At 66.2% G+C, this 15,214-nt stretch carries 11 protein-coding genes; 7 read left to right on the forward strand and 4 right to left on the reverse strand.

The features are described from left to right. The 3 genes from LJ362_RS16415 to LJ362_RS16425 are packed head-to-tail and all read left to right on the forward strand — an operon-like array spanning position 1 to position 3,120. Positions 1-2,169 (forward strand): FAD-dependent oxidoreductase, encoded by a 2,169-nt coding sequence (locus LJ362_RS16415; RefSeq protein WP_264800077.1) that lies wholly within the window; start codon positions 1-3, stop codon positions 2,167-2,169. Positions 2,170-2,186: 17 nt separating this feature from the next. Further along, positions 2,187-2,936: a proline racemase family protein gene (locus LJ362_RS16420; protein WP_264800078.1), complete on the forward strand. Its 750-nt coding sequence runs from the start codon at positions 2,187-2,189 to the stop codon at positions 2,934-2,936. Further along, positions 2,872-3,120, forward strand: coding sequence for a proline racemase family protein (locus LJ362_RS16425; protein WP_264800079.1), 249 nt, complete (start codon positions 2,872-2,874; stop codon positions 3,118-3,120). Before LJ362_RS16420 ends, LJ362_RS16425 begins: the two co-directional genes overlap by 65 nt. Before the next feature lie 18 nt (positions 3,121-3,138). On the opposite strand, the gene LJ362_RS16430 is transcribed toward LJ362_RS16425, so the two are convergent. Continuing rightward, positions 3,139-4,116 carry a quinone oxidoreductase family protein gene (locus tag LJ362_RS16430; protein WP_264800080.1) on the reverse strand — a complete coding sequence of 326 codons (978 nt, stop codon included), beginning with the start codon at positions 4,114-4,116 and terminating at the stop codon, positions 3,139-3,141. A gap of 45 nt (positions 4,117-4,161) precedes the next feature. On the opposite strand from LJ362_RS16430, the gene LJ362_RS16435 reads away from it, so the two are divergent. Further along, complete coding sequence (locus tag LJ362_RS16435; RefSeq protein WP_264800081.1) at positions 4,162-4,836, forward strand: TetR/AcrR family transcriptional regulator; 675 nt, start codon at positions 4,162-4,164, stop codon at positions 4,834-4,836. A gap of 25 nt (positions 4,837-4,861) precedes the next feature. On the opposite strand, the gene LJ362_RS16440 is transcribed toward LJ362_RS16435, so the two are convergent. Together LJ362_RS16440 and LJ362_RS16445 are read right to left on the reverse strand one after the other, a co-directional pair. Next, complete coding sequence (locus tag LJ362_RS16440) at positions 4,862-6,160, reverse strand: hybrid-cluster NAD(P)-dependent oxidoreductase (protein ID WP_264800082.1); 1,299 nt, start codon at positions 6,158-6,160, stop codon at positions 4,862-4,864. Then, positions 6,157-7,518 (reverse strand): aromatic ring-hydroxylating oxygenase subunit alpha, encoded by a 1,362-nt coding sequence (locus tag LJ362_RS16445; protein ID WP_320109136.1) that lies wholly within the window; start codon positions 7,516-7,518, stop codon positions 6,157-6,159. The genes LJ362_RS16440 and LJ362_RS16445 overlap by 4 nt, the downstream gene beginning before the upstream one ends. A gap of 152 nt (positions 7,519-7,670) precedes the next feature. Between LJ362_RS16445 and LJ362_RS16450 the strand changes: the two genes are divergently transcribed. Together LJ362_RS16450 and LJ362_RS16455 are read left to right on the forward strand one after the other, a co-directional pair. Further along, positions 7,671-8,654, forward strand: a complete 984-nt coding sequence (locus tag LJ362_RS16450) for a LysR family transcriptional regulator (RefSeq protein WP_264800083.1) — start codon at positions 7,671-7,673, stop codon at positions 8,652-8,654. A 429-nt stretch (positions 8,655-9,083) separates the two neighbouring features. Beyond that, positions 9,084-10,484, forward strand: a complete 1,401-nt coding sequence (locus LJ362_RS16455; RefSeq protein WP_264800084.1) for an APC family permease — start codon at positions 9,084-9,086, stop codon at positions 10,482-10,484. An 89-nt stretch (positions 10,485-10,573) separates the two neighbouring features. Here the strand turns inward: LJ362_RS16455 and LJ362_RS16460 are convergent, their stop codons facing one another. Continuing rightward, complete coding sequence (locus tag LJ362_RS16460; protein WP_264800085.1) at positions 10,574-11,608, reverse strand: hypothetical protein; 1,035 nt, start codon at positions 11,606-11,608, stop codon at positions 10,574-10,576. A 173-nt stretch (positions 11,609-11,781) separates the two neighbouring features. Between LJ362_RS16460 and LJ362_RS16465 the strand changes: the two genes are divergently transcribed. Further along, entirely contained in the window at positions 11,782-15,207 is a 3,426-nt protein-coding gene (locus LJ362_RS16465; RefSeq protein WP_264800086.1) for a hypothetical protein, read from the forward strand. The last annotated feature ends 7 nt before the right edge of the window (positions 15,208-15,214 follow it).

Genomic DNA, 15,214 nt, shown 5'->3' on the forward strand with positions numbered 1-15,214 from the left:
ATGACCGCCGACCCCTCAACCGGCACACCCGCACCGACCACGGGTGCGACCGACGCGTCCGCCGATCCGCTGCTCCAGCCCTTCGAGCTCGGCAGACTCACGCTGCGCAACCGCATCGTCTCGACCTCGCACGAGCCCGCGTACACCGAACTCGGCATGCCGAAAGACCGCTACCGCCTCTATCACCGGGAGAAGGCCCGCGGCGGTGTCGGTCTGACGATGATCGGCGGTTCGGCCATCGTGTCGAAGGACTCCCCCGCCGCGTTCGGCAACATCGACCTGTCCACCGACGAGGTGGTTCCGTGGCTGTCCGCGATCGCCGGAGACTGCCACGACGAGGGCGCGGCGATCATGATCCAGGCGACCCACTTGGGCCACAGGTCCTCGAACTTCGCCGGCGACTGGCTGCCGTTGGTCTCGGCCTCTCGGACCCGGGAGGCTGCTCACCGGTCGTTCACCAAGGCGCTCGAGGACTTCGATATGGATCGCATCGTCGCGGACTTCGCGTCCGCCGCCGAACGCGTCGCCGCCGCCGGATTCGACGGACTCGAGGTCATGCACGCCGGTCACCTGCTCGATTCCTTCCTCGCCCCGTGGCTCAACGACCGCGACGACGAGTACTCCGGCGAACTGAAGAATCTCATCAAGTTCCCGATGCGCATCATCGACGCCGTGCGTGCATCAGTTCCCAACGACTTCGTCCTCGGCATCCGCATGGCCGTCGACGAGCGCCGCGAAGACGGCATGGACGAAGCGAGGGCCACCGAGATCCTCCGGACCTACACCGATCACGGCATCGACTTCCTCAACCTCAACGTCGGGATGATCAACTCGGACCGTCAGCTCGCCGAGGCGATCCCCGGCATGGGCACCCCCTCGGCCCCCTGGCTCGAGACCTGCCGTCGCATCCGCGAGGCCATCGACATCCCCGTCCTCCACGCCGCACGCATCTCCGACGCCGCGACCGCCCGGTTCGCGATCGCCGATGGCTGCCTCGACCTCGTCGGGATGACCCGGGCGCAGCTGGCCGACCCTCACCTGGCGCGCAAGGTGGCCGAAGGACGTGAGGACGATATCCGTCCCTGCGTCGGCGCCAACATGTGCCTCGACTCCATCTACACCTCCGGTTCGGCCACCTGCATCCACAATCCCGCTACCGGCCGGGAGGCCGATCTGCCGCAGGAGGTTCCCCACGACGTCACGACCGGACCCAAGCATGTCGTCATCATCGGCGCCGGTCCGGCCGGGCTCGAAGCCGCCCGTGTCGCGGCCGTGCGCGGTCACCGGGTGACCCTGCTCGAGGCCGAGGACGCCCCCGGCGGGCAGGTCCGCATCGCCGCCCGCTCGCAGCGCCGCCGCGATCTCATCGGCATCATCGACTGGCGCGTCCAGCAGTGCAGGAAGCACGGCGTCGACTTGCGACTGAACACCTTCGCCGAGGCGGACGACATCCTCGGCCTCGACCCCGACGTCGTCATCGTCGCCACCGGAGGGGTTCCCGATGCCGGATATCCCTTCCGTGAGCAGGGCCCGAGCTTCGACGTCTGGGACGTCATGGACGACCGGCTCAAGTCGAAGCAACGGGTGCTCGTCTTCGACGATCACGGGTTCTACCCGGCGCTCGACGCCGTCGAACGCTTGGCCCGAGCCGGTCAGCAGGTCACCTATGTCAGTCCCGAACGCACGATCGGCATCGACGTCGGGTCGATGAACTCCCCCGCCTATCTTCAGGTGTTCTCCGAATTCGGAGTCGAGGTCCGCCTCGGCGAGCGTTTGGCGAAGAAGCCGCGGATCGAGGGGAAGAAGATCGTGGCGATGCTGCGCAACGACTATTCGGATCGGGAGACGGAGGTCGTCACCGATGCCGTGGTCGTCGACTTCGGGACGACGCCCAACGATGAGGTCTATTTCGAGCTCAAGTCGCAGTCGTCGAACCACGGGGCCACGGATCTCGAAGCGTGGGTGCACGGACGCCCGCAGCCGGAATACGCCGGTGTGACGACCACCCGCCCTGATGCGACGGCAGTCGCGGAACCGACGACCACCTCCGCCACCACCTCCGCTGAGGTGGGGCACCCGTTCACGCTGTATCGGATCGGTGACGCCGTCGCCTCCCGCAATGTGCATGCGGCTGTGTTGGAAGGGCTGAGAGTGGGAATGGGGCTCTGAGCACGATCTGCACGAGTGTGGACTTCCATACTGCCGGCGAACCGTTCCGAATCGTCGCCGAACCCCCGGTCGAGATCCCCGGCGCGAGCGTGGCAGAACGGCGGGAACTGGCCGTGCCGGGCTCGGAAGTCAATGATCTGCGCAGACTGCTGTGCTTCGAACCGCGCGGTCATACGGACATGTACGGCGGATTCATCACCGAACCCGATGACGGTGGGGCTGACTTCGGGGTCCTGTTCTGGCACAAGGACGGCTTCTCCACGGCCTGTGGCCACGGGACGATGGCGCTCGGCGCATGGGCAGTGTCCTCTGGGATCGTCGCCGTCGATCCGTCCGGGACCACGGAGGTCACGATCGACGTGCCCTCGGGTCGAGTGCGCGCGCAGGTGCACACGGCCGCCGAGGGGCGGGCCACCTCGGTGGACTTCGTCAACGTGCCCAGCCGGCTCGTCGCCTCGGGGCTCACTGTGGATACGAGCCTGGGCCAGGTGACGGTCGATCTCGCGTGGGGTGGGGCGATCTACGCGCTCGTCGACGTCGCGCAGTTGGGTGCCGTCGCCGGTTCCACCCAGGACGCCGAGGTGGGCCACCTCGGTGAGGTGAGTTGCGAAGTCGTGCCCGAGAACCTCACCGCGCTCATCGCCGTGGGTAGGGAGGTCAAGGCGGGTCTTGCCGATCATCCGGGCACCGTCCACCCCGAGGATGACCGGCTCTCCGTGCGGGTCGGGAACGGCGGCTCGCGTCGCCGCCCTCCATGCCGCCGGTGAGCTTCGCCCGGGGCAGACGCTCGTCCATGAGTCGATCGTCGGCACGACGTTCCGGGCGCGAGTGCTCGAAGAGACCGATGACGGCGTCGTCCCGGTCGTCACCGGCAGCGCCTACCGGGTGGCCACCTCGACGTTCGAGGTCGACCCGCTCGATGATCTCGTGCCCGGGTTCGTGCTGCGGTGAGAAATTACTCCTCCGCGATCAGTGTTCGAGGATGATCTTTCCGGTCGTCGCCCGGGATTCGAGCGCTGTGAAGGCGGCGGCCACCTCGGCGAGGGGGAACCGGTCGCCGATGCGGACGGTGAGGTCTCCGCTGCGGATCCATTCGAAGATCTCGTCGGTGCGCGAGCGCAGCTCCTCTGGCGTCCTGACGTGGTCGACGACGGTCGGTCGGGTGAGGAAGAGGGAGCCGGAGGCGCTGAGGGTGTTGACGTCGACGGCGGGAACGGGGCCGCTGGCATTGCCGACGACAACGAGGGTCCCGCGCGTGCGCAGGGTCTTGAGGTCGCCTTCGAAGGTCGTCGCGCCGACGCCGTCGAAGATCACCGAGGCTCCTTCTCCGTCTGAGGAGACCTCCCGGATCTTCTCAGCGAAGTCGTCGTAGCCGAAGACGTGGGCGGCGCCATTGGCTCGGGCGATCTCGGCCTTCTCTTCGGTCGAGGTCGTGCCGATCACGGTGGCGCCCTTGGCCGCGGCGATCTGCGTGAGCATCTGCCCGAGCCCGCCGGCCGCGGCGTGGACGACCACGACGTCGCCGGCCGAGATAGGGAAGGTACTCGTGGTCAGGTAGTGGGCGGTGATGCCCTGCATGAGAGCGGCAACCGCGATCTCGTCATCGATATCGTCCGGCAGTGGAACGGCTTTGTCCGCCCTGACGAGGGCAGTGGATGAGAAGCTGCCCTGTCCACCGGTCATCCAGCCGACGCGATCGCCGACGGAGAAGCCGTCGACTCCGGCGCCCACGGCGGTGACCGTGCCGACCCCTTCGACTCCTGGGGCGAACGGTGCTGTGACCGGTGTTCCTCCGCGGCGCTGGACGACGTCGAGGAAGTTCACCCCCGCCAGACTCAGGCTGACCTGCAGCTGTCCGTCGGCCGGCCCAGCGGCACCCGCTGGTGAGTCGTCGGTGACCTCGTACTTCTCGGGTCCCCCGTGTTCGTTGACGATGATCGATGTCATTGCTGCCTCCTCGAAGTCGAATCCGAACCGGACTATAGTCCGTATATGGACGACATTAACGGACCGCAGTCCGGTTATGGAAGAGGGAACGGGAGATTTCTCCCTCTGGTTCCCTCGCAGGCCCCTCTGCGCGCCGATGCGCAGCGCAATCGTCGGAAGATCCTCGATGCCGCGACCGACCTCGTGGCTGACAAGGGAGTGGACGGGCTGACGATGGATGAGCTGGCCCGGCGAGCGGGTGTCGGCAAGGGCACTCTCTACCGCAACTTCACCGACAAGCCTGGGATTGCCTCGGCTCTGCTCGACGACCGGGTCCGGGACATGCACGCCCGCATGCTCCAGGGCCCGCCGCCGCTGGGACCGGGCGCTCCGGGCAGCGAGCGCCTCAGCGCTTTCGTCGATGCATACCTGCGTCACATCGCCGGCAACCTCGACCTCGTCCTGCTCACCGAGAGCAGCTCGCCGAAAGGCCGGTTCGACCGGCAGAGCTACCCGTTCTGGCGACGCCACGTGGAGATCCTCATCGCCGAAATATGGGCAGCTGGGACCTCCGAGCCATCAAACTCGGACCCGTCCGATCTGATCGGGATACGCGCCGAGGCGGTCATGGCAGTTCTGTCCGCCGCGCAGCTCGATCAGTGGCTGAACAGGCAGGGCCGCACCCTCGAGGAACTCATTCCGCAGATCCAGGCGATCGCCTCCGCCATCGCCGCTCGGTAGGGACCGAACACACGACGTCGGCAGCTCACCTGTCGACGACGATGTCGGTGAGCGGAGTCGAGCAGCAGGGCAGGAACTTTCCGGCGGCGATCTCCTTCGGCCGGATTCCGCCTGCATGCTTCATCTCGACTTCGCCGCTGACGAGCACGGACTTGCAGGTTCCGCACGCGCCTTCCGAGCAGGATGAGGGCACGGACAGTCCGGCGTCCAGAGCAGAGTCGAGGACGGTCGTGGACTCATCGCAGTCGACCACGCGTCCGGAGACCCTGAACTCGACCGCATGGCTGACCCCGGTGACTCCGACGGCACCAGTCTCGGCGCCCTTGGCCCTCGCACCGGCCTTGGCCAGACGATCGGCAGGTGACGTGGCGAAGACGAAAGATTCCTCATGCGTCCGTGCCGACGGCACCCCTGCCTCGGCGAGTAGGGGCCTCACCGCATTCATATACGAACCCGGCCCGCACAGGAAAGTTTCGCGGTCGGCCGCGTCAGGGACCACCTCGGCGAGGGTGGACGCATCGATCCGACCCCGCCGACCGGCCCAGGTCTCAGCCTCGGAATCCCTGGAGCACAGGATGGTGACGCTGACTCCGGCGACCTCAGCGAGCTGTTCGAGCTCGGCGCGGAAGATGATGTCGGCCGGCGTCGAGGCGCTGTGGACGAAGACGATGTCGGTGCCCAGCCCTCCCTGTCTGGCCAGCAGGCTGCGCACCATCGACATGATCGGGGTGATTCCGGAGCCCGCGGAGAGGAAGAGGTGACGTTCGGCCTGGTGAAAGCTCGTGCTGAACAGCCCGTACGGCCCGTCCACGTGCAGCTGATCGCCGACCCGCACGTTCTCGTGCAGATGAGTCGACACCGCTCCCCCGGCCACGCGCTTGACCGTGACGGTGAAGATGTTCGTGCCGAAGGGCGCCGAGGAGATCGAATAGCAGCGCTCGAGGCCGAGCTCGGGGATGCGCATCGTCACATACTGACCCGGCGCGAAGTCAACGGCGGTCATCCATCCCGCCCGCAGCTCGAAGGTCTTCACGTCGTGGGTCACCTGGGTGATGCCGGTGACCTCGACGGGGCCGGTGAGCAGTTCCGGGTCGAGCTGAAGTTCGGCGAGCACCGGGCCATCCGATTCAGCGGGCACCCGGTCGACCGGCGCGGCGAGCGCGGTCTCGACTGCCGTATCGAAGGCCGGCGGGGCGGCCGTATCGAAGGCCGACTCTACGGCGGCCGCGAGTGCGGGTCGCCTGCCCCGAGTGGGCACTCGGAACGTCGCCTTGCTCACGGGCGCGGATGCAGCCTGGGCGAATGTCGAATGGCGGTACCTCATCGTCGCTCAGCTCCTTCGAACCGCACGGTTCGTTGTTCTCTATGGGCCTTGAGCCGTTCGATGTACCAGGTGACGAAGTCATCGACCTGGGATTCGGTGGGTGCGTAGGGCCCCGGCACGTACGCCGGCGACGAGATTCCCAGGTGCCCGCGTTCGCAGAAGGTCGCGTCCTGTTCGTTCGTCTTGAGCCACACCGTCGTGAGGTTGTCGAGGTCGTAGTCGACGCCCTCCTCCGCATCGGCGTGGACGAGCCAGGTCGTGCGCACCAGCGTCTTGTCCTCGGCGAGCGGCAGCAGGCTGAACGTCACCACGTGGTCGCCCATCGCGTGGAACCACATGTTCGGCTGCACGTGCAGCGAGGCCCGGCCCAGAACGAAAGTGTCGAGGTTGCCCAATAATTTCGCCGAGGCGGCCGATCCGTCCATCGTGTACGACTCGCCCTTCCCGTCGAGAGCTGCCCGTTCGATCCGGAATCCGGTGGGCCGTCCGCTCAACTCCTCGACGAGGGCGTAGGGCAGGCCGTTGCGGTCGCAGTCGGCATGCAGCTGGTCCTCGGCGTCGAGGTACCGCTGGTACGCCGGCTGCAATCGCTTGGGAATCTCGTCTGGTTCGTAGCCGTAGGTGGGGAAGAACGAGCACGTCAGCTCCGGGTGGCCGGCTTCGCAGTGGTAGCACTCGCGGTTGTTCTCCATGACGAGCTTCCAGTTCGAGTCCTCGATGAGGTCACTCTGCGCAGCCACCTTCGTCCCGGCGATGTCATGCCCGGTCAGATAGGGCTCGATGACCTCGGCCACCTCGTCGATGTCGTCTGGCGGAGTCGGGCTGAGGCAGATGAAGATGAGCCCGCCGATGATGCGGAGGTTCACGGAACGCAGAGAGAAGCAGCTCCGGTCGAAGCCAGGAGCTTGAACGCCTGCAGAGATGAGCTCTCCGGCAGGGGTGTAGGTCCATTGGTGGTAGCCGCACACGATGTTGCCCACCGAGCCGGACAGATCATTGAGCAGCCGAGTCCCCCGGTGACGGCAGACATTGTGGTGGGCACGGATCTCACCGTCGTCATCGCGGATGACGATGACGGAGTAGGCTCCGATGTCGACCGTGAGATAGTCACCGGGCTCGGGCACTTCGGCAGCAGAGGCAACGAAGATCCAGGTCGAGGCGAAGATCGCCTCGATATCGCGCGCGAAGAACTCCGGGCTGATGTAGAACGGTGCCGCCAGCGAATAGCCGGGCACACGTTCGTCGATGAGTCGGTCGATATCGGTCCTGCCGTGCCCGCCCGATCCGGCAGCCGCACCCGACCCAGCGGGTCCGCTCGTGCTGGAATCGGTCCGCTTCTGCTCTGGTGCCAGAGTCAATTCGTCCACCACCTCGTCGTGTCTCGGCCGCGTCTGATGTCGGCTCCTTCGCCGACCGCGACCGTGGAGTTCGTGCTCCTGCCCCCAGTGTCCGCCAGAGGTTTGCTGAAGAAAAGCGAATCTTCTTCATCCGAAACGTGCAATACTATTGCATGATCGATCCGCGTCTCCACGTCCTTCGGGTCCTTGCCGAAGTCGGCACCCTCACCGAGGCGGCACACCGCCTCGGATACACCCCTTCAGCCGTATCGCACCAGCTCAGAGGCCTGTCGAAAGATCTCGGCGTGCGCATCGTCGAACCGCGCGGTCGCGGACTCGTCCTCACCCGCGCCGGTCAGCTCCTCCTCGAACGCTCTCAGGAGCTCTTCACCAGGTGGGAGGAGATCCGAGGCGAGCTCGACGGCCTCGGCACCGGCCTCGACACGCGCACCAGACGGCTGCGCCTGTGCGGCTTCTCCACTGCCGCGGCCGTGCTGCTTCCACCGACGGCTCTGACCGTGATGGAGCGATTCCCGGGCGCCGAGGTCACGATCATCGAAGCCGACCCCGAGGAGTGCTTCGACCTTCTGATCTCCGACCATGCCGATGTCGCCGTGGTCGTGGCCACCGACCCGCTGCCGCCGCGCAGCGATCCCCGTTTCGAGCAGTCGGCGCTGTTCAGCGATCGCCTCGATCTGCTGGTTCCCGTCGGACACCGCCTGGCCGAGAAGTCGACGGTGGCACTGAGCGAGGCCGCCGAGGAGTCCTGGATCCTCGACCGGGCGGGTTCGCCGTATCACCGTCTGGTGCGCACGGCGTGTGCGGCTGCCGGTTTCCAACCGGAACAGGCCCATCAGTCTCGGGAGTGGGAGACGGGTGCGTCGTTGGTTTCGGCGGGACTCGGGGTCGCGCTCATTCCTCGCCTGGCACGCCTGCCGGACGGCTTCGATGTGGTGCGCGTGCCGCTGCGCGGTGATCCGGTGCCGTCGCGGAAGATCCTCTCCGGTATCCGCCGCGGTTCGGGCGCTCAGCCGATCATCGCCTCGGCGTTGGAGGTCCTCCGGGAGGCTGCTGAAACGGCGGCTCCCCAGGGGGCGCGACCATCCAGACCTGCCGCGGGTGCAGCCTGCGCCGCTTCCTCGCGACAACGGTGGTGAGAACGATCCCGGCGATGAGCACCAGAACGGATATGACAGCCACAACGAAACCGGTGATGAAGAAACCGGAGGCGAAATCGTCGAAGGCGTCGACATTGCCACCGCCTCCGAGGAGGAACAGGAACATCGGGATGACGAGGATGCACAGCCCCACCCCGAGGCCGAGGACTCCGGCGATGATGAGGAGGATTCCCCACACCACGGACGGTTTCTTCGCAGGCACGCCTCCCGGCGGGACCCCTCCGGGCTGGATCATCTGCGGGTGATGGGTCATCCGGGCCTCCTTCGTCTCTTCCGATCCTATCGGGGACTCGAAACCACGCCATGACCTGCGCGTAGAGTTGAAGCGCACACTCACCGATCGCGGACAGTGGACTGACCAGGGCGAATCGGGCCTCGTTTCGAAGGGACGGCACCACGATGGATGACATGACTGCCGACGGCCGGTCCGACAGCGAAACTCAGACTTCCGCACCCGAGGCCACAGCCGCCTCGGCGCGGGGTGGGAGCCTCAAACGGACGATCGGTCTGAGCGAGCTCGTCTTCTTCGGACTCGTCTTCATCGGTCCCGCGGCCGCAGTCGGCGTATTCGGCACCCTCGATGCCCGCTCGGGCGGGGCCGTGGCACTCGTCTACATCGTCGCGACGATCGTCATGGCCTTCACCGCGGTCAGCTATATGCGCATGTCACGGGAGGTTCCCCGCGCGGGCACGGTCTTCGCCTACGCCTCGGCGGGCATCGGGAAACCGGCCGGCTTCATCGCCGGGTGGATGATCCTCCTCGACTATCTCTTCATCCCCTCGGTCGCCTACCTGTTCACCGGGATCGCCCTGAACTCGATCTTCCCGGCCCTGCCCGTCTGGGTGTTCGTGGCCGTCGCCGTCGTCCTCACCACCGGACTCAACCTCGCCGGGGTCAAGGTCGCCTCCCGTGTGATCACCGGAGTCGTCCTCGCCGAGGTGGCGGTCCTCGCCCTGGTCCTCGTCCTCGGCATCGCCTACCTCGTCCAGCATGAGCCGACGCGGGGATGGCTGACCCCGCTGACCGGGGTCGATGCGTTCTCCGTGACCGCGGTGCTCGCGGCAGTGTCCGTGGCTGTGCTGTCGTATCTCGGCTTCGATTCGCTCGCGACGTTCTCCGAGGAGGCCAAGGGCGGGCCGCGGATCGTCGGCCGAGCCACGCTCATCTGCCTCGTGCTAGCCGGCGTCTTCTTCGTCGCGCAGACCTGGGTGGGCAGTCTGCTCTCACCGTTGACCCCATCCGAGCTGCAGGCCGATCCCGCGCTCGAGGGAGCCGCCTACTACAGCGCCGTCGACTCGACGCTCGGCCCGTGGCTGCACTGGCTGCTCGCCTTGGCCAAGGCCGTGGGCGCGGCCTTCTCCGCGATGATCGGTCAGGCCGCCGGTTCCCGCATCCTCATGGACATGGGACGATCCCGTCAGGTTCCGAAATTCCTCGCCGAGGTGGCCCCGAAGACCGGTGTTCCGTGGAAGGGAATCCTCGTGGCCGCCGGCGGCAATGTGATCGTGGCCGGGTGGGCGGCGACCCGTGCCGATGGTCTCGACCAGCTGACCTCGATCGTCAACGTCGGGGCGCTGACGGCATTCATCTTCCTTCAGGCCTCGGTGGTCGGATACTTCCTCGTGAAGAAGCAGGGCAGCGAGGCTCCCAACGGGTTCAACCACGGCGTCATTCCGGTCATCGGCGCCGGTCTGCTCATCGCCGTGCTCGTCAGCGCGAATCCTCTGGCCCTGGTCATCGGCGCGATCTGGCTCGTCATCGGCATTGCGGTGTTCGCGGTGAACAACCGGCGGCGAATCCACGATTGAGCCGCTCAGGTGGCCCTTCGTCAAGCCATCTGGGCATGAGAAGGGCGGGCCGCCTCGGCGATGGAGTCGTCGGTCGTACTGGCGAGGTCTCAGTCCTGCAAGCGGGTCGTTCCTTCGTGGCCGCCGGAGGTGTTGAGCTGTTTGGCATAGCAGCTGTCGGGGCCTAGACCGTGCGATGAGCACCAGGACAGGGCGTCTTCGGGATCGTCGTAGCCGATGCCGACGACGGTGACCCAGAAGTTGTCTTCTTTGAAGCTGCTGAAATCGCCGGACCAGATGAGCTTCACGCGGGGGAACTCTTCGCGCAGTCCTTCGAACTCTTCGAGGATCGATTCTTCGTCCCAGGTCTTCCCTTCGGCTTCGAGTCCGACTCGCTTCGAGCTCAGCTGCGGAACCCATTTGCCGTTGAGTTCGCTCTTCGCTGTCTGTCCGTCGGAGTCGGCGAGCTGTTTGAGTGCCTTCTTCGGGTCGTCGGGAAGCGCCGATTCGGTCTCGATGGGTTCGGGTGACTGGCTGGCCGCAGCCGAACCGTCATCACTGGCGGTGCTCGTCGGCTCAGTCGTGGAGGCGACGGTGTCGGGATCCTCGGAGTCCTTGGAGAAGAAGGTCGCCGCGCCCCATCCGATGCCCCCTGCGAGGACGATGCCGACGATGACGAGAAGGGCGATGAGTCCTCCGCGCTTCTTCTGCGCGGGCGGTGCGGCCTGCTGATACGGCCCCGGGCCATAGCCGTGGGGCGGCGGGGGTGGTTGTTGGCCGGCCTGGAGTGGTTGCTGGCCGGGCTGCTGCATTCCAGCGGCGGCCGCTTGGCCGCCGGCAGGGAAGGCTTGGGCGCCCTGGCCTTGGGAGGGTCCGCTCTGCGGATGCGGAGGCTGACCGGAGCGGTGGGACGGTCCGCTCTGCGGATGCGGGGTCTGGATTTTGGGACGCTGCGGCTGAGACGACGGTGGCGGCGGTGGAGGTGCACCCCAGCCGTTGCCTGACTGAGGGCCTTGCTGAGAACCCGACTGAGGGCCGGGGTGGGATCCGGGCTGTGAACCAGGAGGGGATGACCATTGGCTGCCTGATCGATCGTTGACGTCCCATTCGTTCTCGTCCCCGCGTCCGGGAGGGTTCGTACTCATCCGCAACTCCAGATCGATCACGCCGTATTCCAGAAAAAGTCCCAATATAGGACTTCTCTTGCATTAACAGCCTAATATAAGTTGTGAACTACACATGCTTGATCTGCACAGTTTATTGTTTCGATTTGAACTACATTGCGCAGCTGTCGGGCAACTGCACTTGAGGACTGGGTATGCACGACGAATCCGACGAGACGACACCGACCGCCGCCGAGGATCCGAAGGATCAGACCGCCGAGGACCAGGCCGCTGAGGATCAAAAGAGTCCCGAGCCTTTTGACGAGCCGAACGCCGAGGAATCCGCTGAGGCGAAAGCTGAAATGACCCCCGCTGAGTCGGACGCCGAGTCCGAGTCGGAGAAGAGTTCCAAGACGAGCCCCGGCGCAGAGGCCCAGGATGGTGACGCGACCGAGGTGATGAATCCCGTCGGATCCGATTCCGCCGAGGAGACCGCTCGCTGGGCGCCCCCGGAGGACTGCACTCCCACCGACAAGCAGACAATCGACCCCTACGAAAAGGCCGCCGAGAACGACTCTTCCAACTCCGGCTCTCAACCCCAGACGGCGAGCGCTCGTCACCAGGGATCGGATTCACATCCGCAGACCGCAGGTCCGTACTACGCTCAAGGGCCCGGCCCCTACCAACCCGATCCTTACCAACATGGCACCTATCAGCAAGGCGCTTACCAGCAGGGAGCCTTCCCGCAGGGTTCTGGCCCCTACCAACAGGGCGCCTACCCACAGGGTTCCGGTCCGTACCAGCAGGTCCCTCACCAACAGGGTCCCTATCAGCCCGGCCAGTCCGGGCCCATGCCCTACCCCGCACCACCGGGTTATCCGGCGAACGCCCCGAAGTCGAAATTCGCCTCGGCGCTGGCTAAGGGAGCGACGTGGAAAACGGCCCTGATCCCGCCGGGGATCGCCCTCCTCGGCGGCATCATCGTCTCCATCATCCTCACCGTCATCCTCACGTCGATGTCGGAATTCGACTCGCTGACCGAGGAGACCGGCCTCAACCTTGACAGCCTCAACTACGCCCTGCCGTTCATCCTCATGGCTCTGGCGCTGTTCGGTTCGGCGGCGTTGCGCTTGGACATCAACGCCCCTGACACCTTCAACGCCCAACTGGGCATCTTCACCACCGGCGCACCCCTGGTGGTCACCATCGTCATTGTGGGTCTGCTGTGGTGGATGACGAAATTGAGCGAACGCCGCTCCCCCGCACCCAACCGAGTGTCCACGTGGATCCGCATCGGGGTCGCGACCCTGGCGATGACGCTCGTGCTCTTCCTCCTCCAGGTCATCTTCGCCGCCCGCGCCTCCGCCTTTGAAGAGGAAGGATCGTTCACCTTTTCCTTCTCGGCGGTCACCGTCCGATCGTTCTTCCTGCCGATGCTCGTCATCCTCATCACGAGCATCGCCGGTCGTGTCGCCGGACATTTCAAGGGCACCGAGGCGATCGGTGCACCGTTCCTGCGCTGGGCTGTTCCGCCTCTGCTGGTGACCTGGATCCACCTCGCCCTCACCGTGGCCGTGTTCTCGATCGTCGCGCTCTTCGTCCTGCCGCTGTCAGTCGAGATGCCGGGTCAGCTGGTGCCGCTGACGTTCGTCAACATGGGCCTCATCCTCACGTCGCTGACCCACCTCGGCGGAATCAGCGCCACCGCCCAAGGCGACTTGGGCTTGTACTCGGACACCTTCTCCGAGAGCCTCACCATGTTCAGCCGCGAGGCTCCCGGGCTGCTGTGGCTGGGCCTGCTCGTCGTCGTGGCCGCCGTGCTGATCGCAACGATCGTCGCCACCGTCACCCGGCGTCCGGCCTGGACCGTGATCGAGCAGGACAAGCAGCAGTGGTCGAGCGCGTGGAAGCTGCCTGTGGCGTTCTGCCTCGTCTGGGGTCTGCTGTCGCTGTTGGCCATTCCGGCGAACCTGGCGATGTCCGGATCCGCCGAGGCGGCCATGTTCTTCGGTGGGTCCGGTGCGGCCCGTGCGGGGATCGGCCCCCTGGCCTGGACCTTCCTCATCTTCGCGCTCTGGGGCGGGATCATCGAGGTGCTCTCGCGCACCCTGGGGCCACGTCTCGCCCTCACCTTCCCCGCGGTCGCACGGATCGCCGCCGGTCGGACCGTGCACCCGCACTGGGGACCGTATCTGGGGATGAGCGAACCGCAGTTCGCATTCGTCCATCCCGATCTGGCTCAGGCCGCCGCTCCGACGCCACCGCCGGTCGCTCCCGGCCCCGGCGAAATCGGACCACACGGGGCGGGTGGGTTCGGACCGCAGGGGCCCGCCGGCCATCAGGGGCCGCCCGCACCGCCGGACGCGTTCGGCTCGCAGAGCCAGTCGCAGAGCCAGCCTGGCGGCCAACCGGCCGGTGCGCCGCAGGGCCCACAACAGTTCTCCGCGCCGGTCGGCCCGCAGCAGCATCCGACCCCGTCCGACCAACAGCCGTATGCCTATCCGCAGGGTGCCGCCGGACAGCAGTCGTACTCGGCTCCGCAGGGAATGTACGCCGCACAGCCGTACGCTGGGCCGGCCAAACCCTTCGACAAGAAGAAGACGACGCTCGTCTCGGTCGTCGCCGGAGGTGCCGTGCTCCTCCTCGTGGCCTCGATCATCGTCGTCACTCAGCTCAACGGGCACATGTTTGGTCCCGAAGCGACGGTGGAGAAGTACTTCGGGGAGCTCTCCGACGGTGACGCCGAAGGTGCGCTCAAGGTCGCCGACGTCGACGTTCCACAGGAGTCACGGACCCTGCTGACCAACGAGGTCCTTGGCGGTTCCGAGGCACTGCCCGACGATGTCACCGTCGAGGATGCCGAGATCTCCGGAGACACGGCGACAGTCGCGGTCACCTACGATGTCGGCGGCTCCAAAAGCAACAGCACCCTGACCCTGCACAGGGCGGGGAAGAAGGCGCTGTTCTTCGACGACTGGGCGCTCAAGAGCCCGGAACTGCTCACCCTCACCGTCGACACTCCCGGCCTCAAGAAGGTCAAGGTCGACGGAATCGACGTCGACAGCGACGGATCGACACTGTCCCTGCCGGCATTCCCCGGTCTCTACACGATCGACCTGGCCGAGAAGTCCGATCTCATCACCGCCGACGCGGTCGAGGTGCGGGCCTTCCTCGGCGACGACGCGAACATGGAGGGCAAGGAGACGCCGCTGCTCTCAGCCCACCCCTCGGATGCGTTCCGCGCCGAGGTCGACAAGCAGGTCAAGACCCTCATCGACAGCTGCGCGAAGAAGTCCGTCGCTCAGCCCGACGGGTGCCCGTTCGGATCCTCGCTGGCCGACAGCTACGACGCCACCGGCCTCAAATGGTCGATCTCGTCGTATCCGACGGTGACCGTCGCCGATGACTCGATGGGCACCGACCAGTATTCGAACCCCGAGGACGCGACCGGCCCGAACGGCGGCCCGGCGTGGCTGATCTCCTCGGACACCACCGGTGAAGCGCTCGTGACCGGCAGCTACGAAATGTTCGATGAGTCCGAACCCTTCGATGACACCGTGACCTTCGACCTCAACGGCACGGCCGAGATCGTCGACGGCAAGGTCGTCATCACCGTCAGCGACGACCCCTGGGACTGGTGACCGACGC

The organism is Brevibacterium sp. JSBI002, from assembly GCF_026013965.1.
Taxonomy (GTDB): Bacteria; Actinomycetota; Actinomycetes; order Actinomycetales; family Brevibacteriaceae; genus Brevibacterium.